We start from the raw sequence: 21,243 nt of genomic DNA, 5'->3' as shown, positions 1-21,243 counted from the left end.
GGTGAGAGATGAAAATAATTGTGAGTGCAGGGGGAACAGGTGGACATTTGTATCCTGCTTTAGCCCTTGTTGAATATATAAAAACACAAGATCAAGATGCAGAATTTTTGTTTGTTGGAACAACAGATCGTTTAGAATCACAGGTTGTTCCACAATTAGGTTATGAATATCGTGGATTAGCTGTTAAAGGATTAGTAGGAAATCCAATTCAAAAATTAAAAAATGCTTTCATTTTTATCAAATCTTTAAAAAAGTCAAAACAGATTTTAAAAGAATTTCAACCGGATATTGTGATTGGTTTTGGTGGTTATCCAAGTGCTTCCATTGTCATGGCGGCATCCCAACTTAAAATTCCAACAATGATTCATGAACAGAATTCAATTATTGGGTTAACAAATAAAGTTTTAATAAAAAAAGTGAATAAGATTGTATGTTGTTATGAAAAAGCGTATAATGAATTCCCAAGTAATAAAACTGTTTTATTGGGGAATCCTCGAGCAAGTGTTGTTGCTCATCAAAAACTGAAAGATATTCATGATCTTTATCAGATTCCCCCTCATCGTCAGACAGTTGTGATTGTGATGGGAAGCTTGGGATCATCATCTGTTAATCGTGTGATGAAAGAAGCATTACGTCAAATGCAATATGATGATTATGATGTGATTTATGTCACTGGAAAAAATTATTATGATGAGATGAAAAATGAATTAGGTGATCTTCAAGATTCTATTCATCTTGTTAGTTATATTGATGATATGCCTAGTCTGATTTCCAGCTGTGATATTATTGTATCACGTGCTGGAGCAACAACTTTAGCTGAAATTACAGCTTTAGGTGCGGCTTCTATTATTATTCCAAGTCCTTATGTCGTTAAAAATCATCAGGAATATAATGCTATGGAATTAGTGAATGCGAAAGCGGCACGTATGATTTTAGAAAAAGACCTCAGTGCCGAAAGATTTGTAAAAGAGGTTAGAGAATTATTAAAAGATCAGGCATTATTGCAATCATTCAAGGCTCATGCATGTCAATTAGGAAAACCACATGCTTGTGAAGATATATATCAAGAAATTTTGAAAACACTAGAAAGGAAATAAGCATGGATTTTGAAAATATATTTTATGATTTAGTTGATTTACAGTTGGGTGAAATTTTAGAAAATGAACCTTTATATAAACATACAACATTTAAAGTAGGAGGTCCTGCCAGATTATTTATTTATATTGAAAATATTGAAGCGTTAAAAAGAGGAATACAATATTGCCGTGAACACCAGGTTAAACATATGGTCATTGGTAGAGGATCAGATTTGTTGTTTTCTGATAAAGAATATGAAGGGGTTATCTTTTCATTAAAGAATTTAAATAAAGTCCATTTTAATGGTGTGGAAATACGAGCTCAAGCAGGAGTCAGTATGATTTATCTGGCATATGAAGCTGCTAAAGTGGGACTATCAGGTTTTGAATTTATGGGTGGTATTCCAGGAACGATTGGTGGAGGCGTTTATATGAATGCTGGGGCTTACAAGTATTGTATAAGTGATGTTTTTACATCGGCTTTGATATTGAATGAAAAAGGTGAGCTTATGACATTAAATCGTGAGCAGATGCAATTTAATTATCGTCAGTCCATCTTACAAAAACATAAAGATTGGGTATTGATAGAAGCAACTTTTACGATGACATCACGTGATCCTAAAGATATTATGCAGGTTTTAGATAAACGTAAAGAAAAACGTATGGCAACACAGCCTTGGAATTTTGCCAGTGCTGGAAGTATTTTTAGAAATCCTGATGAAAAACCTGCTTGGCAGTATATTGATGAATGCCAGTTAAGAGGCTATGAAATTGGTGGAGCACAGGTTTCACCTAAACATTCTAATTTTATTGTGAATAATGGCTATGCCAGTGCCAAAGATATATTGGATTTGATTTTATTGGTTGAAAAAACGGTATTTAATCGTTTCGGTGTGGAACTGGAAAAAGAGGTTATTTTAATTAATTGGGAGTAGGTGAAAGATATGGCTAAAGAACAATACTATTTTAATGAACATGATGAAAATCAGACTCAGCTTTTAAGAAAAAATAGAAAGAAGAAAAAATTAAAACGTAAAATTAAAATTGTTATTGTTCTTTTGTTGTTGTTGCTGGTTGCAGGATATTTTATAAGTGATTATTCCCGTGTGCAAACTATTGTGATTGAAGGACAGCAGGAAGTTTCAAAAGAAGAAATTTTGGATACCATTTCTGTTCATAAAGGAGATGTGCTTTTGTTTGTCAATACAGGTCATGTTGAAGATGAAATTTCACAATTACCATTTATTAAAAAGGTGAGAGTTACCAAATCGTTACTAGGGTCCGTCCGTATTGAAATAGAGGAGGCTCAAAAGGTCGCTTATTGTGTTATTGGTAAAAAGACATATGTTATTGATGAATTGGGTAATGTCAGTGAAACGAAAGATCAAGATTTAATTACCTCGTTGCAGGCAACACCACGTATAACGCAATTTAAAGATTTAAAATTATTAAAGCAGTTTGCTAAAGAATACGTAAAGATTCCAGAAATTGTTAAAAGTCAGACGAGTGATATTTTGTATGATCCTCAAAAAGCTGATGAAACACGTTTGAAATTTATTATGGATGATGGAAAAATCTTATATTTACGTATTGAGGATATGGCTGATCAACTCAATAATAGATATGATTATGTGGCAAATAAAGAAGCATTTAAAAATAAATGTGTCTTTAGTTTTGAGGGAAATTATGTTTATATGAAAGATTGTGAATAATGCATTTTTAAAATGCATTATTTTTTGTCTTGATGAGTTCTTTTTCGTCATTTATATATTTTCTTATGATTAAAATTATGCTACAATAGTAAAGAAGTATTTTTTTGAAGGAGAAGCGTATATGAAGAATATCTATGCTGTATTAGATATAGGAAGTGCAACGGTTAAATTGCTTGTTGGTGAGGTTGTAAGTGCAAATATTAATGTGCTTTTTGCCAAGAAAATCACTAGTCATGGAATTCGTAAAGGTCAAATTGAAAACATGCCTGTTGTTGTCAGTGAAATTAAACAGCTTATTGATGAAGCATCAAAATCTCTGGGAGCAATGATTTCAAAAGTGGCTTTATGTATACCGTCTTTTCATGCCCATATCTATCAAAGTGATGGGATTACAAAAGTTAATTCTCCTTTGGATCAAATTACAAGTGAGGACATTGTTCGTGCTTTAAAACTTTCCAAACGTTTTGCTTTAAAAGAAGATGAGGAAATTATTTCTGTCATTCCAGCAATGTTTTATTTGGATACGAAATCAATGAAAGATATTCCAATTGGTGAAAAATCAGCATCATTGAAAGTGGAATCATTAGTTATTACTTCAAGAAAGAAGTTATTATATGGTTATATTAACGCTGTTGAAAAAGCTGGAGTGGAAGTTTTAGATATTACAATTAATGCTTATGCTTGTGCAAAGGAAGCATTTGATGATGTTTATCTTCAAGAAGGGGCAATTTTAATTGATGTTGGATATCGTAATTCAACGATTGCTTTTTTTGAAGATGGTTATTTAAAATATATTGCACAGGCTCATGTGGGTGGTTATGATTTGACAAGAAAAATAGCAACATCATGGCAAATTCCTATGGATAAGGCGGAGTTATATAAAGTGAAATATGGAACATGTGATCTTCGTATCGGAGATGAAGATGTTATACATACAACAAGTCAAAATGATGTGGAAAAGCATTTTACTCAAAAAGATTTGGCACATGTCTTATCTGAAGGTGTTCAGGAGATTATGGAAGTCATTAAGACAAAAATAGAAGTCATTAATGACGGTAGAAGTTATGAAACAGTGATTGTTGGTGGCGGGGGAGAATTACCGGCTATTGATGAGGTTGCAACACAAGTTTTAAATAGTGCTGTCAGAACCTATCGTCCTGATACCATTGGAGCACGTGATATGTCATTTGTTTCTTGTCTTGGTATGATGTATTATCTGAATGATCGTTTGAAAATTTTTGGACAAATAGATTCGTCACTCGTTTTGCCAGATATTTCTAATACGATGAGTATTCGTTTTAAAGGATTAACGAAAACAAAGACTGCTTATAGTTCAGATACAAAGAAAAAGGGAAAATTGACGAAAGTAATTGAAAATTTATTTAGTGAAGAAGATTAATATAAAAGTGAGGATAGAAATATGGATGGGAATTTAGATTTTGTTCAAGTTGCGAAAATTAAAGTCATTGGTGTTGGTGGTGGTGGCTGCAATGCAGTTGCAAGAATGGCAAAAGATGGAGTCAAAGGTGTTGATTTCTATGTAGCTAATACTGATGCTCAAATTTTAAAAGGGATTGATATTGAAAATAAGATTGTTTTAGGTAAAGAATTGACTCATGGTTTAGGGGCAGGTGGTAATCCAGAAGTTGGACGTAAGGCTGCTTTAGAAACGGAAGAAGAAATTAAAACAGCTTTATCTGGAGCTAATATGGTTTTCATTGCTGCTGGAATGGGAGGCGGAACAGGAACGGGAGCGGCACCTGTTGTTGCGAAAATTTCACGTGAATTAGGTGCTTTAACGGTTGGAGTTGTTACATCGCCTTTTACTTTTGAGGGACCTAAAGTTTTAAGACAGGCTAAAAGTGGTTTGGCTGAATTAAGAGAAAATGTGGATTCTATTATTGTTGTTTCTAATGATCGTCTATTAGAAGCTATTGGGCGTAAACCAATGGGTGAAGCATTTAGAGAAGCAGACAATGTATTAAGACAAGGGGTACAGACAATTACTGATTTGATTGCTATTCCTGCTTTTATTAATCTTGATTTTGCTGATGTTTCATCAGTTATGAAAGATCGTGGTTCTGCACTTATTGGTATTGGTATGAGTGATGGTGAAAATAAAGCAGAAGAAGCGGCTATGAGAGCTATTTCATCACCATTATTAGATGTGTCTATTGCAGGTGCAAAAGATGCAATTGTTAATGTTACTGGTGGAACAAATATTACTTTATATGATGCAAATACGGCTCTTGCAACAATTAGAGAAGCGGTAGGTAATGATGTCAATACTGTTTTAGGTGTTGCTATTAATGAACAATTAGATGATCAAGTTATTGTAACTGTTATTGCGACTGGATTTGAAGATGAAGAAGAACCAGCACCAGTTAAACAAAGCTCATCATTTGAATCCGTTGTGAAACCATCAATGTATGAAGATGATGACGATGATGATGTACCAGCATTTTTAAGAAATAGAAAATTATAAGCTAACAGATGTGTTAGCTTTTCTTTATTTGGAGGTTAAGATGAAAAAAATAGGTTTTATTGGTTTTGGTAATATGGCAGGAGCTATTGCACAAGGTATCATTCAATCTGGTTTTTTAAAACCATATGATTGTATAGGATATGATATTGATATAAAGATGATTCAAAAAATGAATATGATGGGTATTGAAACGGCTAGGGATATCGCTCAGATTATCAATCAAAGTGTGTTTGTATTTGTAGGTGTTAAACCACAGGTTGTTGAATCGATTTTAATTCCTTATAAGGAACAGTTGAAGGAAAAAGCACTGATTTCCATTGTTTTAGGTTATGATTTTGAAAAATATCAGCAATTATTGGATGATTCAACAAGACATATTTTTGTTATGCCAAATACGCCGGTACAAGTAGAGCAAGGGATGTCGTTGATTGAAGAACGTCATTCACTTAAAAAAGAAGAATTTGAATTCGTAAGAAAAATGTTTGAAGCAATTGGCTGTGTTGAAGTTGTACCGTCACATTTGATGGCAACAGCAGGAACATTAAGTGGTTGTGGACCAGCGTTTGTTTATATGATGATTGAAGCATTAGCTGATGGTGCAGTTAAAGAGGGTGTGCCAAGAGCATTAGCTTATCAGTTGGCATCACAGACTTTGGCAGGGGCAGCGATAATGCAACAAAAAACACAACAGCATCCCGGTGTTTTAAAAGATCAAGTTTGTTCGCCTGGTGGTTCAACAATCTGTGGTGTTGAAGCTTTAGAAAAAGGACAATTACGTGCAACATTAATATCTGCAATAAGCGCAGCTGTTCATTATAAAAAGTAAAAGAATCTATTTGTAAAGGATATTTGTTTGAAATAGATATCCTTTTTTAAAAAAAATAACAAAAAAACATTGATAAAATCAATAAAAATAGAATTTTAAAAAAAAGAGGGATAAAAAAACGAAAAAAAATGAAAAAAAGGGTTGCAAAGGGGAGGGATAGATGGTATTATAGATGAGCACTCGACGAGAGGGCACAGGGACATTGAAAACTGAACAGTAAACACGTCAATAAAGATAGGAAAAAAGAAAGAGTCAAGAAGACATGAAATTGTCTGAAGATAGAAAAGGACAATGGAGAGTTTGATCCTGGCTCAGGATGAACGCTGGCGGCGTGCCTAATACATGCAAGTCGGACGCAATGCTTCGGCATTGAGTGGCGAACGGGTGAGTAAGACATAAGCAACCTGCCCCTGTGAGGGGGATAACTGCTGGAAACGGCAGCTAAGACCGCATAGGCATAGAGGACGCATGTCGACTATGTTAAATATCCCACGGGATAGCACAGGGATGGGCTTATGACGCATTAGCCAGCTGGTGAGGTAACGGCTCACCAGGGCGACGATGCGTAGCCGGCCTGAGAGGGTGGACGGCCACACTGGGACTGAGACACGGCCCAGACTCCTACGGGAGGCAGCAGTAGGGAATTTTCGGCAATGGGCGAAAGCCTGACCGAGCAACGCCGCGTGAAGGAAGAAGTCATTCGTGATGTAAACTTCTGTTATGAAGGAAGAACGGCAGATGGAGGGAATGCCATGTGCGTGACGGTACTTCATGAGGAAGCCACGGCTAACTACGTGCCAGCAGCCGCGGTAATACGTAGGTGGCGAGCGTTATCCGGAATCATTGGGCGTAAAGAGGGAGCAGGCGGCAGTGCAGGTCTGCGGTGAAAGACCGGAGCTAAACTTCGGTAAGCCGTGGAAACCGCACAGCTAGAGAGCATCAGAGGATCGCGGAATTCCATGTGTAGCGGTGAAATGCGTAGATATATGGAGGAACACCAGTGGCGAAGGCGGCGGTCTGGGGTGCAGCTGACGCTCAGTCCCGAAAGCGTGGGGAGCAAATAGGATTAGATACCCTAGTAGTCCACGCCGTAAACGATGAGTGCTAAGTGTTGGGGGTCAGACCTCAGTGCTGGAGTTAACGCAATAAGCACTCCGCCTGAGTAGTACGTTCGCAAGAATGAAACTCAAAGGAATTGACGGGGGCCCGCACAAGCGGTGGAGCATGTGGTTTAATTCGAAGCAACGCGAAGAACCTTACCAGGTCTTGACATGGAGATAAAGGCCCTGGAGACAGGGAGATAGATATATCTCACACAGGTGGTGCATGGTTGTCGTCAGCTCGTGTCGTGAGATGTTGGGTTAAGTCCCGCAACGAGCGCAACCCCTGTTGCCAGTTGCCAGCATTAGGTTGGGGACTCTGGCGAGACTGCCTCTGCAAGGAGGAGGAAGGCGGGGATGACGTCAAATCATCATGCCCCTTATGACCTGGGCTACACACGTGCTACAATGGACGGATCAGAGGGAGGCGAAGCCGCGAGGTGGAGCGAAACCCAGAAACCCGTTCACAGTTCGGACTGCAGTCTGCAACTCGACTGCACGAAGCTGGAATCGCTAGTAATCGCGAATCAGCATGTCGCGGTGAATACGTTCTCGGGCCTTGTACACACCGCCCGTCACACCATGAGAGTTGGTAACACCCGAAGCCGGTGGCCCAACCGCAAGGAGGGAGCTGTCTAAGGTGGGACTGATGATTGGGGTGAAGTCGTAACAAGGTATCCCTACGGGAACGTGGGGATGGATCACCTCCTTTCTAGGGAGAAGAGAAGATGTGGATACTGTTTGGTTTTGAGTGTATCTGTAGAGATGCATTCAAGGCAGGAACATTGAAAACTGAACAGCAAACTTTCTACAAGAAAGCGAAGAAACGAAAGATGAAAGAGATCAGGAAGAAGGTCGAAATCATCTAGTTGCAAACTAAGAAAGCACGAAAAGAGAACACTTTAGGTTAAGCGAAGAAGAGCGTATGGCGGATGCCTGGCCACCAGGAGGCGAAGAAGGACGCAGCAAACGGCGAAACGCGACGGCGAGCAGTAAGCATGCAAGGACCCGTCGATGTCCGAATGGGGGAACCCGTCATCCATGAGGATGACATCGATGAAGAATCGAGGCGATACGCAGGGAACTGAAACATCTCAGTACCTGCAGGAAAGGAAAGTAAGAACGATTCCGTAAGTAGTGGCGAGCGAAAGCGGAGGAGCCCAAACCATCGTATGATGGGGTTATAGGGGTGCCGATAAAGCCTATCTGACATGACAGGAGAAGCGCAGGGGAAGGCGCAGCGAAGAGGGTGAAACTCCCGTATCCGAAGTCGTGGAGGAAGGCGAGGCAGGCCCTGAGTACGTCGGGACACGAGGAATCCTGACGGAAGGATCGAGGACCATCTCGAAAGGCTAAATACTCCCTGGTGAGCGATAGTGGACCAGTACCGTGAGGGAAAGGTGAAAAGAACCCCGGGAGGGGAGTGAAAGAGAACCTGAAACCATATGCTTACAAGAAGTCAGAGCCCGTTAATGGGTGATGGCGTGCCTTTTGTAGAATGAGCCGGCGAGTTATGATGTGGAGCGAGGTTAAGCAGGGGATGCGGAGCCGAAGCGAAAGCGAGTCTGAAGAGGGCGAAAGTTGCATGTCATAGACCCGAAACCGGGTGATCTAGCCATGATCAGGTTGAAGTCGGGGTAAGACCCGATGGAGGACCGAACCGACCCCCGTTGAAACGTTGGCGGATGAATTGTGGCTAGGGGTGAAATTCCAAACGAACCCGGAGATAGCTGGTTCTCCCCGAAATAGCTTTAGGGCTAGCGTCGTCAGGAAGTCGCATGAAGGTAGAGCACTGAATATGTGATGGCCTCATCTCGAGGTACTGAGCATAATCAAACTCCGAATGTCATGAAGACATGGACGGCAGTCAGACCATGGGTGATAAGGTCCATGGTCAAGAGGGAAACAGCCCAGACCATCAGCTAAGGTCCCCAAATACATGCTAAGTGGAAAAGGATGTGGAGATGTACAGACAACCAGGAGGTTGGCTCAGAAGCAGCCATCCTTGAAAGAGTGCGTAACAGCTCACTGGTCGAATGACTCTGCGCCGAAAATTTACCGGGGCTAAGCATGATACCGAAGCTATGGATTTACGATGTAAATGGTAGGGGAGCGTTCCAGACAGCGAAGAAGCGATACCGTAAGGAGTCGTGGAGCGTGTGGAAGAGAGAATGCCGGTGTGAGTAGCGGCACGTGGGTGAGAATCCCACGCACCGGAGACCCAAGGTTTCCAGAGGAAGGTTCGTCCGCTCTGGGTAAGTCGGGACCTAAGGCGAGGCCGAAAGGCGTAGTCGATGGACAACGGGTGGAGAATCCCGTACCGGAGTGCAGGCGAGGGAGTGACGGAGAAGGCTAGGACAACCAGCTGACGGAATAGCTGGAGCAAGCGAGGTAGGGGTCATCCAGGCAAATCCGGATGGCGCAACCCGAAGGCGTGAAGCGGATGGAACATTGCGATAAGTACAGAAGAGTCTGAAGCCAGCTTCCAAGAAAAGCTTCTAGCATAACTGCATTCTGCCCGTACCGAAAATGGACACACATGGGTAAGGAGAGAATCCTAAGGTGAGCGAGAGAACTATAGCTAAGGAACTCTGCAAAATGACTCCGTAACTTAGGGAGAAGGAGTGCTCAGTGGAAGCTGAGCCGCAGTGAAACGGCCCAAGCGACTGTTTACCAAAAACACAGCTCTCTGCGAAGACGCAAGTCGAAGTATAGGGGGTGACGCCTGCCCGGTGCTGGAAGGTTAAGGGGAGTGGTCAGCGAAAGCGAAGCCATGAACCGAAGCCCCAGTAAACGGCGGCCGTAACTATAACGGTCCTAAGGTAGCGAAATTCCTTGTCAGGTAAGTTCTGACCCGCACGAAAGGCGTAACGATTTGGGCGCTGTCTCGGCTGTAGACTCGGTGAAGTCTTAGTACCTGTGAAGATGCAGGTTACCCGCGACTAGACGGAAAGACCCCATGGAGCTTTACTGTAGCCTGATATTGGACTCTGATGCATGATGTACAGGATAGGTAGGAGGCTGAGATACGGATACGCCAGTATTCGAGGAGCCGACGTTGGGATACTACCCTTGATGCATTGGAGTTCTAACCGGGCCTCATGGAACTGAGGACGGGACAGTGTCAGGTGGGCAGTTTGACTGGGGCGGTCGCCTCCCAAAGAGTAACGGAGGCGCCCAAAGATACCCTCAGCATGGATGGAAACCATGCGCAGAGTGCAAAGGCAGAAGGGTGTTTGACTGCGAGACAGACGAGTCGAGCAGGGACGAAAGTCGGGCTTAGTGATCCGGCGGCACCGCATGGAAGGGCCGTCGCTCAACGGATAAAAGCTACCCTGGGGATAACAGGCTGATCTCCCCCAAGAGTTCACATCGACGGGGAGGTTTGGCACCTCGATGTCGGCTCATCGCATCCTGGAGCTGAAGTCGGTTCCAAGGGTTGGGCTGTTCGCCCATTAAAGCGGTACGCGAGCTGGGTTCAGAACGTCGTGAGACAGTTCGGTCCCTATCTGTCGTGGGCGCAGGAAGTTTGAGGAGAGCTGCCCTCAGTACGAGAGGACCGGGGTGGACGGACCGATGGTGCACCAGTTGTCACGCCAGTGGCACAGCTGGGTAGCCAAGTCCGGAAGGGATAAACGCTGAAGGCATCTAAGCGTGAAGCCCCCTCCAAGATGAGACTTCCCATTCTTCGGAAGGAAGGTCCCTCCAAGACGAGGAGGTAGATAGGTCATGGGTGCAAGCATGGTGACATGCTGAGCTGAATGATACTAATAGACCGAGAGCTTAGCCATAAGAAGTGGGAGGAAGGAAGCTGTTCAGTTTTGAGCGTTCGTGCTCAGATGATCTGGTGGCGAAGGCATGATGGACACACCTGTAACCATGCCGAACACAGAAGTTAAGCATCATAGCGGCGAAGATAGTGGGCAACTGCGACAATAGCACGCTGCCAGTTCACATGACGGTCCAGTCTTCTTCTGGTTCCGTCCTTTTTTTTATTCACTTCATTGCTCTTTTGTAGTAAAATGATTATAGGAAATCTCTACGTTATTCTATATTATTATAAAAGAGAAGGGAGGATTTAATAATTGCTTGCAATTATTAGCTAATATGTTAAATGGTAAAAAAAAATATATTTTAAATATCGCTATTATAGTCATTATTAGTGCAACAGTCGTTTGTTTATCTATTGGTAATCAGTGGAAGCAAGTAATCAATGCTTTTACTCATGCGAAAATATTATGGATTGTTTTAATGTCTATAGTTATGTTTTTATACTATATATTTGATGCTTTTTCCCTTCTCTATTTTGGACGAGCATACAAAAAAGATTATACTTATAAACAATCTTTTGTTAATGCTATTAGTGGTACTTTTTTTAATGGTATTACTCCTTTTGCCAGTGGGGGACAATTTGCTCAAGTATATATTTTTAATAAGCAAGGTATCGCACCTACATATTCTGCAAGTATCCTTTTAATGTGTTTTATCTGTTATCAAAGTGTACTTGTCATTTATACGGGTGTTGTGTTAATATTTAAATATCAGTATTTTATGAGTCAACCTGCTATTTTTAGCTTGGTTATGCTTGGTTTTTTGATTAATTTTATCGTGATTGCAGCTCTATTTGGTGGAGCCAAATCACGTATTTTACAAAATTTTTTAACTCATACTGTATTAAAATTACTATATAAAGTCCATATAGTTAAAGACTATGAATCAACATGTTTTAAAGTTAAAAATTATTTAGCTGATTTTAGAGATCAATTAAAATTTTTACAAAAAAACAAACCTGTCTTGATTCGTTCATGTATATGTAATTTTATCAAATTAACAATTATATATAGTATGCCTTTCTTTGCTGCTAAAGCTCTTAATTTAAATGTCACAATGACAGATTTTTTGGATTTTATTGGATTGTGTTCATGTATATATCTTATTAATGCTTTTTTACCAATTCCCGGAGCAAGTGGAGGAAGTGAAGGTGTTTACCTTTTACTATTTAGTTTTTTAGGACCTGTTGGTGTTTCTTCATCAATGTTTTTATGGCGATTTATGTCATATTATATGGGTCTTATTATAGGTGCATTAGTCTTTTCATTAGATAAAGAAATTAATCGTACAAGATTGGAGTAATGATATGAATATAGCTTTGTTTAGTGACACATACTTACCAGATATTAATGGAGTTGCCACATCTACACACATTTTAAAAAAAGAATTAAAGAAGCATGGACATCATGTTCTGGTGGTGACAACAATATTACCACACAATAGTGATTATATAGATGAAGATCAAGATATTTTACGATTACCTGGTATTGATTTAAAAAAATTATATGGATATCGTGCATCTAATATATATTCATTTAAAGGTATGAAAGAATTAAAAGAATTTCAGCCAGATATTATTCATGTCCAGACAGAATTTGGTATTGGTATTTTTGGAAAAATTGCGGGTGAAATTTTAAATATTCCTGTATGTTATACGTATCATACGATGTGGGCTGATTATTCTCATTATATTACACCTGGCAATTTAAAAGCAGTTGACCAGGCTGCTAAAAAAATCATTGAAAAAATTTCTAAAATATATGGAAATAGTTGTTCTGAATTGATTGTTCCTTCTCAAAAAACGGCAGATGTGTTAAAAACATATGGCATCACCAATTCTATCCATGTTATTCCTACAGGATTAGAGTTAGAATCATTTTCAATTGAAAATAAGAATCAGAAACTTGTAGATGATATCCAAACACAATATCATCTACAAGATAAATTTGTTGTAATATTTTTAGGTCGTATTGCTCCTGAAAAGAGTATAGAGATTCTTATTGATGCAATGCAAGACATAGTCAAAATTAATCAAAAGATTTGTTTAATGATTGTAGGAGGAGGACCTCAATTAGAGGAATTGAAAACGATTGTTCAACAAAAAAAATTACAGGATTTTATCTTTTTTACAGGCCCAAAAGAAAGCATTTATGTACCCTCATTTTATCATGCTGCACAGTTATTTGTATCAGCTTCTATGACGGAAACACAGGGATTGACTTTTATAGAGGCAATGGCTAGTGGCTTGCCTGTTTTAGCACGTTATGATAAAAATCTGGATGGTGTTATTGTAGATGGGCAAAATGGTTATTTCTTTAAAAATCAAGAAGATTTGGTTCAAAAAATTATTCAGCTTTCTCAAAGTGATCTTCAACAACTTTCTTATCAAGCTAGAAATGATGCACAAAAATATAGCAGTGAAAATTTTTATCAAAAAATAATTCAGACATATGAATTGGCTTTATCAAAGCACCATTACTGTTATCAAGTTGTATCTATCACTCCTGAAAATAATCATCAATATACTGTCGCATTTCAATTTGACCATCATCAAATTTTGTTGACGCTTTCTGGACAAGTCATAGAACGTTATGGTTTATCAGTTGGTCAGGTTGTTGATAGAGAAGAATTAGATGCATTAAAAGATCAGGAGCAGGTTTCTAGAGCATATAAACTAGCTTTAAAATATTTGACGTATAAAGATTATACTTATGCGAAAATGCAAAAGAAACTGATGGATAAAGGAGATTTTGATGATATTCAAGTTGAAATGACAATGGATTTATTAATGCAAAAGAATCTTATTGATGATGTTGAATATACACAGAGTTATTTTCAAAAAGCAACTCGATTAGGGATGGGAATAAATAAGATTATTCACCATCTTAAAAAAGAAGGTGTTTCGCCTTTTATTATTGATGAGTTTTTAGAGGAATACTCACAAGATTTGGAATATGATAAGGCGATAGAGTTAGTTCAAAAGCTTTATAATGAAAATACAAGTAGACCTCAATATGCTTTAATTCAAACCATCAGAAATAAATTATTTAATAAAGGTTTTTCACAAGATGTTGTAGAAAAAGCTATTGAGAATTTCGATTTTTCAATACCTAAAGAACACACTATGAATTTATTAACTAAAGAATATTATCGTGTTTATAATCGTTATAAAAATAGATATCAATCTCATATTTTAAAAAGTAAAATTATTACTTTTCTTGTCCAAAAAGGATATGAATATGATGATGTTTTAGAAATTATTGAACAATTATGGGAGGACACAAATGATTAAAATTAAAGATATGAAATGTGGAGATGATAATGTAGAATTTACAGCTATGATTTCACATATCACTTTAGGAAAGACAAATGGTGCACATAAAAGTAATTATTTAAGTATTGTTTTTCAAGATGAAACTGGGACAATTGATGCTAAATTATGGAATGCCAGTCAGGAACATATTGAATCATTAAAGGCAGGAGCTGTTGTCAGAGCAAAAGGTGATATTATTAAGTATAGTGATAATCGTCAGATGAAAATTATTTCTATAGATGATGTTTCATATCAGCACTCATTACAGTTGCAGTTTTTAGCAAAAGCACCAATGAATGATGAGATGATGATGACTGAATTGAAACAATATGTTCAGCGTATTTCTAATCCTAAGCTTTATGTTATTACAAAACATCTTATAGAACAAAACTTTGAAAAGATGAAGATTTATCCAGCTGCCAGCAAAAATCATCATGCTTTTACATCAGGGTTAGCTTATCACACATTATCTATGTTGAAAGTTGCTGATGCTTTGATGAGTGTTTATTTAGAATTGAATGCTGATTTATTATATGCAGGTATTTTACTTCATGATATTGGAAAAACAGTTGAATTGAGTGGACCTGTTGTTCCTAGCTATACTTTTGAAGGACAAATGCTTGGACATATTTCTATTGCTCAATCAATGGTTTATGCAGCTGCCAAAGAGTTGAATATTGAAGGTGAAGAAGTGACATTATTACAGCATATGATTTTATCTCATCATGGAAAAAATGAATTTGGTTCACCTGTTTTACCACAGATTAGAGAAGCAGAAATGTTGCATATGATTGATAATATGGATGCTAGAATGAATATGTTTGATAAAACATTGGAAACTCTGGAAGCAGGAGAAACATCTAAGAGAGTCTTTTCATTAGATAATAGAATGATATATAAACCTAAAATGTATGATTAAAAAGCTCTTATAAGTTCTGATAACTTATAAGAGCTTTTTTTGTGCAATGTGAAGATAGAAATCTTTCCACATTTCTTTAACATGTTCTTTAGAATAATATTGACTTATTTCATAAGATGCCTGTTGATATTGATGATAAAGGGATGAATCATTTTTTAAATTTTGTATGATTTGAGCAAAATCCTTATTATTATCTGCAACTAAATATTTATGGAAAAGAATGTCTTCATAAAGTTCTAAATCCCTTAATAAAAGAGGTTTTTGACTATTGATAGCTTCTAATATTGACATAGGAAAAAGCTCGTTATACGAAGGCATAAAAAGCATATCAGCCATATTATAAATATCATTCATGGATTCGCGAGGAATAATACCAATAAAGTGAACATTTTGAGGTGGATTTTCATACAACTGTTTTAATTCTTCATAACCATCTGTAATCTTTCCAAAAGAAAAACCTCCAGCCCAGACAAAAGTCATATCTGGTAACATTTTCGCTACCTCAATAAAATCTTTAACACCCTTACGTGTTTGTACTTGACCTACACCTAAAACAACAAATTGCTTTCTATCAATGTGATATTGATCCCTTGTTTGAAGAATATGATTTTGTTCCTGTTTATAGAAAGTTTCTTTAGAAACAAAATTAGGAATATATTGAATTTTATGTTTATCAATACCAAAACGTACCAGATCTTTAATAAAAATAGGATTCACAACAATCAAATAATCTGCAGTATTATAAAAATGAGTAATATACTTTTTAAATACTGCTAATGCCGAGCTCGGTAATTGAATACTTCCATCTAAAGTATCTGGTAAAAAATGGACATAGGCTACATTGACTCCTTTATTTCTTTTCATCTTCATCAGATATTGTGGTAAGATTGTATGACAATGAATAATATCAGCAGGTTTAGAATCGTTAATCACTACATCAAAATATTCATTTAATTCATTCTTGACTAAGGCAACTTGTTCAAGATAGGCACTTCCAACACCTTGACCATGCACTTTATCAGCATTCGATAACATATTTATTCTTATTTTACGCATTGTATTCTCCTTTGTTAGTATGAAACGCAAAACAAGAGTTATAATACTCTTGTTTATTTCAATCCTGTTATTTTCTGGTAAATATCATCTAAATTGGCATCTTGACTACGATCTAAATAATGAGCTTCAAATCCATCATGCTGGTCATAACGAGGAATAATATGAATATGAAAATGATGAACTGTTTGTCCTGCAACTTCATTCATATTTGTAATTATATTAAATCCTTTGGCATGAAGTGTACTTTGAATTTGTAAAGCAACTTTTTGAACAATATCCATCATATGAGCTAAGGTTTGTTGATCAACCTCTAAAATATGAGCATAATGTTTTTTTGGTATCACAAGAGTATGTCCATCTGTTGTCTGACTTAAATCAAGAAAAGCCATACAGACATCATCTTCATAAATAATTTTACCCGGAATGTCATGATTGGCAATCTTACAAAAAATACAATTATCCATTTTCCATACCTCCTATTTCTATATTTTACAATAAAAAAGGAATAAGGGAAAGCCTTATTCCAAATAATTATCAGAAATATCCTTGATTTCTGTCTTTAATAAATCATCATAGACATCAAAATGATATTGTTTTAAATAAGCACCTTCAGCTTTTTCCTGCACTTCACCATCACTGGCAAGAGCTGAAGTGATGCCATCAGTATTTTTATGGGCAGTATCATAAAGATACACAACAGCATAATTTTCATCACTCAATTTAATGGCTTGACTGTAAACTCCATCCTTGTCAACTTGACTTAAATCCCGTCTTTCGAAGTTATCACTACATTTCTTTAGAACTTTTATCCAACTTCAATATCAAAAATACTGATTTTTTTCAGCGTTTTTTGATTTTTTTTATTTATTTTTATGTTATAATATACATGGTGCTAGTAGTGATATGTTATTTGGAGGTGTTATCATGGCTTATTTCCTTAAAAAATCCACCCTTAAAGGTCGTACTTATTTATCTATTGTTGAAAGTTTTTATTCTCACGATAAACGTGGTGCTGCTCATCGTACGTATAAATCCCTTGCTTCTGTAGAAACATGGAAAGCTAAAGGTATCGATGATCCTATCGCTTATTTCCAAAAAGAAGTTGATGAACTCAATAACGCTCATAAAAATCAAGGTGTCCCTAAAATATCAGATATCTCTCCTGAACGTTATCTTGGTTACTTCCCCTTTGTTTCACTTATGAATCAGATGAATATTAAAAAATATGTTGACTACTTTCATTTAGGAAATCATTTTCAATATGATCTTTATGAAGTTTTATCTTCTCTCATCTATGCTCGTTTGGTTTGTCCTTGTAGTAAATATAAAACTTTTCATGAAGTTATTCCTCAACTTAAAGATTCTGTTCATTACTCGTATGATCAATTATTAGATGCTCTTGAATTTATCGGTAATGATTATCATAAGTTCATTGAAATATTCAATGAACAGCTTAAATCTCTATATAAAATCAATACTGATAAAACATATTTCGATTGTACAAATTTCTACTTTGAAATTGATAAGGAAGATGATTTTAGACGTAAAGGTCCTAGTAAAGAAAATAGAAAAGATCCTATTGTAGGAATGGGCTTATTGCTTGATGCCAATCAAATCCCTATTGGTATGAAGCTTTATCCAGGCAACGAAAGTGAAAAGCCAATATTACGTGATGTCATCATTGATTTAAAAAAGAAAAACCATATAGATGGTAAAACCATCCATGTGGCTGATAAAGGGCTAAACTGTGCTCAAAACATAGCTTTTTCTAAAGAAAATGGTGATGGATATCTCTTTTCCAAGTCAATAAAAGGATTACCTGAAAAGGAAAAGACATGGGTCTTGCTTGATAATGGTGACTGGCAGGAAGTGAAAAGTCATAATGGCACATTATTATACAGATATAAATCATGTATTGATAAGTTTCCTTATACGATTGAAGTAGATGGTAAAAAGAAAACTATATATTTAACAGAAAAAAGACTCTTAACATATAATCCAAAATTAGCTTCCAAGAAAAAATATGAGATCAATAAACAAATAGAAAAAGCAAAAGCTCTATGTTATTCCCAGGCTAAACGTGCAGAATATGGTGATCTAGGAAAATATGTACAATTCGTAGATGATGAAGGAGAAAAAGCAAAGGCTACGATCAATCATTCTATGATAGAAAAAGAACTTCGATTTGCGGGATACAATTTATTGGTTACATCAGAAACAAAAATGAAAGATCAAGATATTTATAATACTTATCATAATTTATGGAGGATAGAAGAGTCCTTTAAAATCATGAAGAGTGACTTAGATGCACGACCAGTATTTTTACAAAAAGAAAATACTATCAAAGGACACTTCTTAATTTGTTACCTATGTATCTTATTGGAAAGAATAATGCAATTTAAAATTCTAGACAACAAATATAGTACTTCGGAAATCATGAAATTCATAAGAAACTTTAGAGTTATAAAAGGTGAAAACAAGTATATCAATATTACTTCATCGAGCGATTTTATAAAAGACTTGGAAATCATGACCAACTTACCTTTAACAAATTATTACCTAACAGAAAGACAAATCAAACAAATATTTAACTACAAAATATAAAAAAACAGCAGGAAATCTTAAATTGATTTTCTGCTATTTTTTGAAACTATCACTATGTTTTAATGCTGGATACCAAAGTCAGGTTTTACAATAAAAAAGGAATAAGGGAAAGCCTTATTCCAAATAATTATCAGAAATATCCTTGATTTCTGTCTTTAATAAATCATCATAGACATCAAAATGATATTGTTTTAAATAAGCACCTTCAGCTTTTTCCTGCACTTCACCATCACTGGCAAGAGCTGAAGTGATGCCATCAGTATTTTTATGGGCAGTATCATAAAGATACACAACAGCATAATTTTCATCACTCAATTTAATGGCTTGACTGTAAACTCCATCCTTGTCAACTTGACTTAAATCAGATAATTTATCTTTTAAATTATCATCTAAAGCAGAATTCTTTGTCACAACACCAGCGTCTTCACTATCACTTCCAAAGTCTTCCATCAATTGATCAAAAGCTTTTTCATCAGTTGCTTTTTCAATAATTTCTAAAGCTTCAGATTCCTTTTCCACAACAATTTTTTTAAAACTACATACTTGATAATCTTTGATGAAATCATCAAGATGTTCTTCAATATATTTTTCACGCAATAATTCCTGCTTAACTTCTGGAATTAAAGCTTCATTCAAATAATCTTCTTTTGATTCATAGCCAAGATTTTTGGCATACTGTTCTAAATCACCATTTGCATACTCGGCATATTCGTCTTCTCTTTCTTTCACTAACTGATCAATTTTGTCCTGATCTGTTATTTCTTGATCAGCAATCTTATCAAGCATTGATGAAACGACAGTTTGTGCTCCATAATTTTGTAACAGATATTCAAAATAATCTTGTTTTGTAATATTTAATTCACTTCCAGTCACCAAAGCATCTTCATGATCAGAAACTTTTACACTATATTGTGAAGAAGAACATCCATATAGTAAACTACCACATAAAAGTAACATAACAACTTTCTTCATTATGCGTTCTCCTTTCTTGCATCATTGCGAATATCTATATTTTCCTTAATGATATTTTGAATTGTTTGTTTAATCGTATCATCATGATATTCAATTTCGTACGTCTGGAAAGCAAGATAAACCATATAGTCATCATATGTCAATAAAGGTGAATCAACATCAACAGTTTTTAATTCCTTTTTTATATCTTCTTTATTAGTATTTGTGCATTTTAAGAAATAGCAACCATCACTGCCTTGAATTTTTTTACTGACTTCACCTTCTTTTAATGTTAGAGCCATAGTTTGAACTTCATCACCATATGTGCTTGATAAATCAGTCTTTTTGTCAACAATACCGATATGACCTTTGGCACTTTTTGTATTATCATCATCAGAGTAATCATAGGCAATGTCTTCAAAACTTTTATTTGTTTTTAATAGTGATTCCACTTCTTTTAATTTTTCATTTTCTTCTTCAGTAGGATTTTCTGGATCACTCATAGAAACTTTAATTAAAGAAATCATTCGAGGTGTTGCCTGTTGATAATAATCATCAAAGACTTCATCGAAGTGGTCATTGACATATTTCTTTAAGAATTCAGCATATTGCAAAGACTGAACTAAAGAATCACGATATTCTTCCATATTTTTAACACCTGTTGATTCTAAGGCATTCTGTAATTCTTCCTGGGCAGTATCACCATATTGATTTTCATAATTGGTTTCAATGTTTTCTACCAACTCATCAGCATTTTCTTCCATATCATCAGTTGCCGGGAAATTTTGACGAATTAACTGATCTAAAACATAAGAAAACAAAGCTTGTTTTCCTTGAGTTGACGTAGCTAAATCTTGATAAAGATCATCAGCTAAAAGATTTGTTTTGTCAATAGCAGCAACAACATCTTTTCCATCTTCTTGGACAGTTTTTGAACTACAGCCACTTAATAAAAGAATGCCAGCAAGTGCAAAACTTATAAGTTTTTTTTGTTTCATAAGAACCTCCTTGATATAAACAATATTATTATACACAATCTTTAGATTTTTTCAACTTTTGTAGGCAAGAACACAAAATTTACGATGATTTTACCATAATATATAGTGTGCATAGGAGGAATAATTATGAAAGAACATTCAGATGGTTTAACAAGTGAAACTATTATCGCATTAAGTCTATTTATCATGATTATATTATTTATGTTTATAAAGGGGGAATGGATATGTTAGCACATCAAGGATCATTTACACTTATTTTAGTCCTGTTTATTTTATTAGTAATCATTTGTGGTATTTGTTAAAAGACAGCAATTGCTGTCTTTTATAAGTTATTCATTCATAAAAAGAGGTCATAATAAATTTAATTATCGT

General features: G+C 36.2%; 16 protein-coding genes and 3 rRNA genes. 14 read left to right on the top strand and 5 right to left on the bottom strand.

Annotated features, from left to right (window positions below; translation table 11 throughout):
* The first annotated feature begins 8 nt into the window (after positions 1 to 8).
* From murG to ACGHJ8_RS08950, 12 genes are all read left to right on the top strand, one after another.
* The gene (murG, locus tag ACGHJ8_RS09005) at positions 9 to 1,097 is read left to right on the top strand and encodes an undecaprenyldiphospho-muramoylpentapeptide beta-N-acetylglucosaminyltransferase (RefSeq protein WP_211963873.1); all 1,089 of its coding nucleotides are present in this window, start codon (positions 9 to 11) and stop codon (positions 1,095 to 1,097) included.
* Positions 1,098 to 1,099: 2 nt separating this feature from the next.
* Entirely contained in the window at positions 1,100 to 2,011 is a 912-nt protein-coding gene (gene murB, locus ACGHJ8_RS09000; protein ID WP_087358526.1) for a UDP-N-acetylmuramate dehydrogenase, read from the top strand.
* A 9-nt stretch (positions 2,012 to 2,020) separates the two neighbouring features.
* On the top strand, positions 2,021 to 2,788 hold the full coding sequence (locus ACGHJ8_RS08995) for a cell division protein FtsQ/DivIB (protein WP_087358524.1): 768 nt from the start codon (positions 2,021 to 2,023) through the stop codon (positions 2,786 to 2,788).
* A gap of 121 nt (positions 2,789 to 2,909) precedes the next feature.
* On the top strand, positions 2,910 to 4,187 hold the full coding sequence (gene ftsA, locus ACGHJ8_RS08990) for a cell division protein FtsA (RefSeq protein WP_087358522.1): 1,278 nt from the start codon (positions 2,910 to 2,912) through the stop codon (positions 4,185 to 4,187).
* 21 nt (positions 4,188 to 4,208) lie between these two features.
* On the top strand, positions 4,209 to 5,273 hold the full coding sequence (ftsZ, locus tag ACGHJ8_RS08985) for a cell division protein FtsZ (protein WP_211963874.1): 1,065 nt from the start codon (positions 4,209 to 4,211) through the stop codon (positions 5,271 to 5,273).
* Between the two features lie 40 nt (positions 5,274 to 5,313).
* The gene (gene proC / locus ACGHJ8_RS08980) at positions 5,314 to 6,099 is read left to right on the top strand and encodes a pyrroline-5-carboxylate reductase (protein WP_390539915.1); all 786 of its coding nucleotides are present in this window, start codon (positions 5,314 to 5,316) and stop codon (positions 6,097 to 6,099) included.
* A 288-nt stretch (positions 6,100 to 6,387) separates the two neighbouring features.
* Positions 6,388 to 7,911, top strand: a 16S ribosomal RNA gene (locus ACGHJ8_RS08975).
* Positions 7,912 to 8,104: 193 nt separating this feature from the next.
* A 23S ribosomal RNA gene (locus tag ACGHJ8_RS08970) occupies positions 8,105 to 10,990 on the top strand.
* A 52-nt stretch (positions 10,991 to 11,042) separates the two neighbouring features.
* Positions 11,043 to 11,151 (top strand): 5S ribosomal RNA (gene rrf, locus ACGHJ8_RS08965).
* Together the 16S, 23S and 5S rRNA genes form the textbook arrangement of a ribosomal RNA operon.
* 137 nt (positions 11,152 to 11,288) lie before the next feature.
* Complete coding sequence (locus ACGHJ8_RS08960) at positions 11,289 to 12,332, top strand: lysylphosphatidylglycerol synthase transmembrane domain-containing protein (protein WP_211963882.1); 1,044 nt, start codon at positions 11,289 to 11,291, stop codon at positions 12,330 to 12,332.
* Positions 12,333 to 12,336: 4 nt separating this feature from the next.
* A complete protein-coding gene (locus ACGHJ8_RS08955) occupies positions 12,337 to 14,322 on the top strand; it encodes a glycosyltransferase (RefSeq protein WP_390539913.1) in 1,986 nt (661 codons plus the stop codon).
* A complete protein-coding gene (locus ACGHJ8_RS08950) occupies positions 14,315 to 15,262 on the top strand; it encodes an HD domain-containing protein (protein WP_390539911.1) in 948 nt (315 codons plus the stop codon). The genes ACGHJ8_RS08955 and ACGHJ8_RS08950 overlap by 8 nt, the downstream gene beginning before the upstream one ends.
* 24 nt (positions 15,263 to 15,286) lie before the next feature.
* Here ACGHJ8_RS08950 and ACGHJ8_RS08945 read toward each other — a convergent pair whose 3' ends face one another.
* From ACGHJ8_RS08945 to ACGHJ8_RS08935, 3 genes are read right to left on the bottom strand one after another with little or no spacing between them, the layout of a single operon-like run.
* Positions 15,287 to 16,318: a glycosyltransferase family 4 protein gene (locus ACGHJ8_RS08945; protein WP_390539909.1), complete on the bottom strand. Its 1,032-nt coding sequence runs from the start codon at positions 16,316 to 16,318 to the stop codon at positions 15,287 to 15,289.
* 53 nt (positions 16,319 to 16,371) lie between these two features.
* Positions 16,372 to 16,782: an HIT family protein gene (locus ACGHJ8_RS08940; RefSeq protein WP_087359595.1), complete on the bottom strand. Its 411-nt coding sequence runs from the start codon at positions 16,780 to 16,782 to the stop codon at positions 16,372 to 16,374.
* A 54-nt stretch (positions 16,783 to 16,836) separates the two neighbouring features.
* Positions 16,837 to 17,037: a hypothetical protein gene (locus ACGHJ8_RS08935; protein WP_390539907.1), complete on the bottom strand. Its 201-nt coding sequence runs from the start codon at positions 17,035 to 17,037 to the stop codon at positions 16,837 to 16,839.
* 205 nt (positions 17,038 to 17,242) lie between these two features.
* Between ACGHJ8_RS08935 and ACGHJ8_RS08930 the strand changes: the two genes are divergently transcribed.
* On the top strand, positions 17,243 to 18,922 hold the full coding sequence (locus tag ACGHJ8_RS08930) for an IS1634 family transposase (protein ID WP_390539905.1): 1,680 nt from the start codon (positions 17,243 to 17,245) through the stop codon (positions 18,920 to 18,922).
* Between the two features lie 114 nt (positions 18,923 to 19,036).
* On the opposite strand, the gene ACGHJ8_RS08925 is transcribed toward ACGHJ8_RS08930, so the two are convergent.
* Together ACGHJ8_RS08925 and ACGHJ8_RS08920 are read right to left on the bottom strand one after the other, a co-directional pair.
* Positions 19,037 to 19,894 (bottom strand): hypothetical protein, encoded by an 858-nt coding sequence (locus ACGHJ8_RS08925; RefSeq protein ID WP_211963888.1) that lies wholly within the window; start codon positions 19,892 to 19,894, stop codon positions 19,037 to 19,039.
* On the bottom strand, positions 19,894 to 20,871 hold the full coding sequence (locus ACGHJ8_RS08920; RefSeq protein WP_390539903.1) for a peptidylprolyl isomerase: 978 nt from the start codon (positions 20,869 to 20,871) through the stop codon (positions 19,894 to 19,896). The genes ACGHJ8_RS08925 and ACGHJ8_RS08920 overlap by 1 nt, the downstream gene beginning before the upstream one ends.
* Positions 20,872 to 21,089: 218 nt before the next feature.
* Here ACGHJ8_RS08920 and ACGHJ8_RS08915 point away from each other — a divergent pair, with 218 nt between their 5' ends.
* Positions 21,090 to 21,173, top strand: coding sequence for a YjcZ family sporulation protein (locus ACGHJ8_RS08915; RefSeq protein ID WP_087245613.1), 84 nt, complete (start codon positions 21,090 to 21,092; stop codon positions 21,171 to 21,173).
* The last annotated feature ends 70 nt before the right edge of the window (positions 21,174 to 21,243 follow it).

The sequence above is a fragment of the Massiliimicrobium timonense genome, from assembly GCF_042850985.1.
Lineage (GTDB): Bacteria > Bacillota_I > Bacilli_A > Erysipelotrichales > Coprobacillaceae > Allocoprobacillus.
This window is presented reverse-complemented; position numbering and strand designations above follow the sequence as displayed.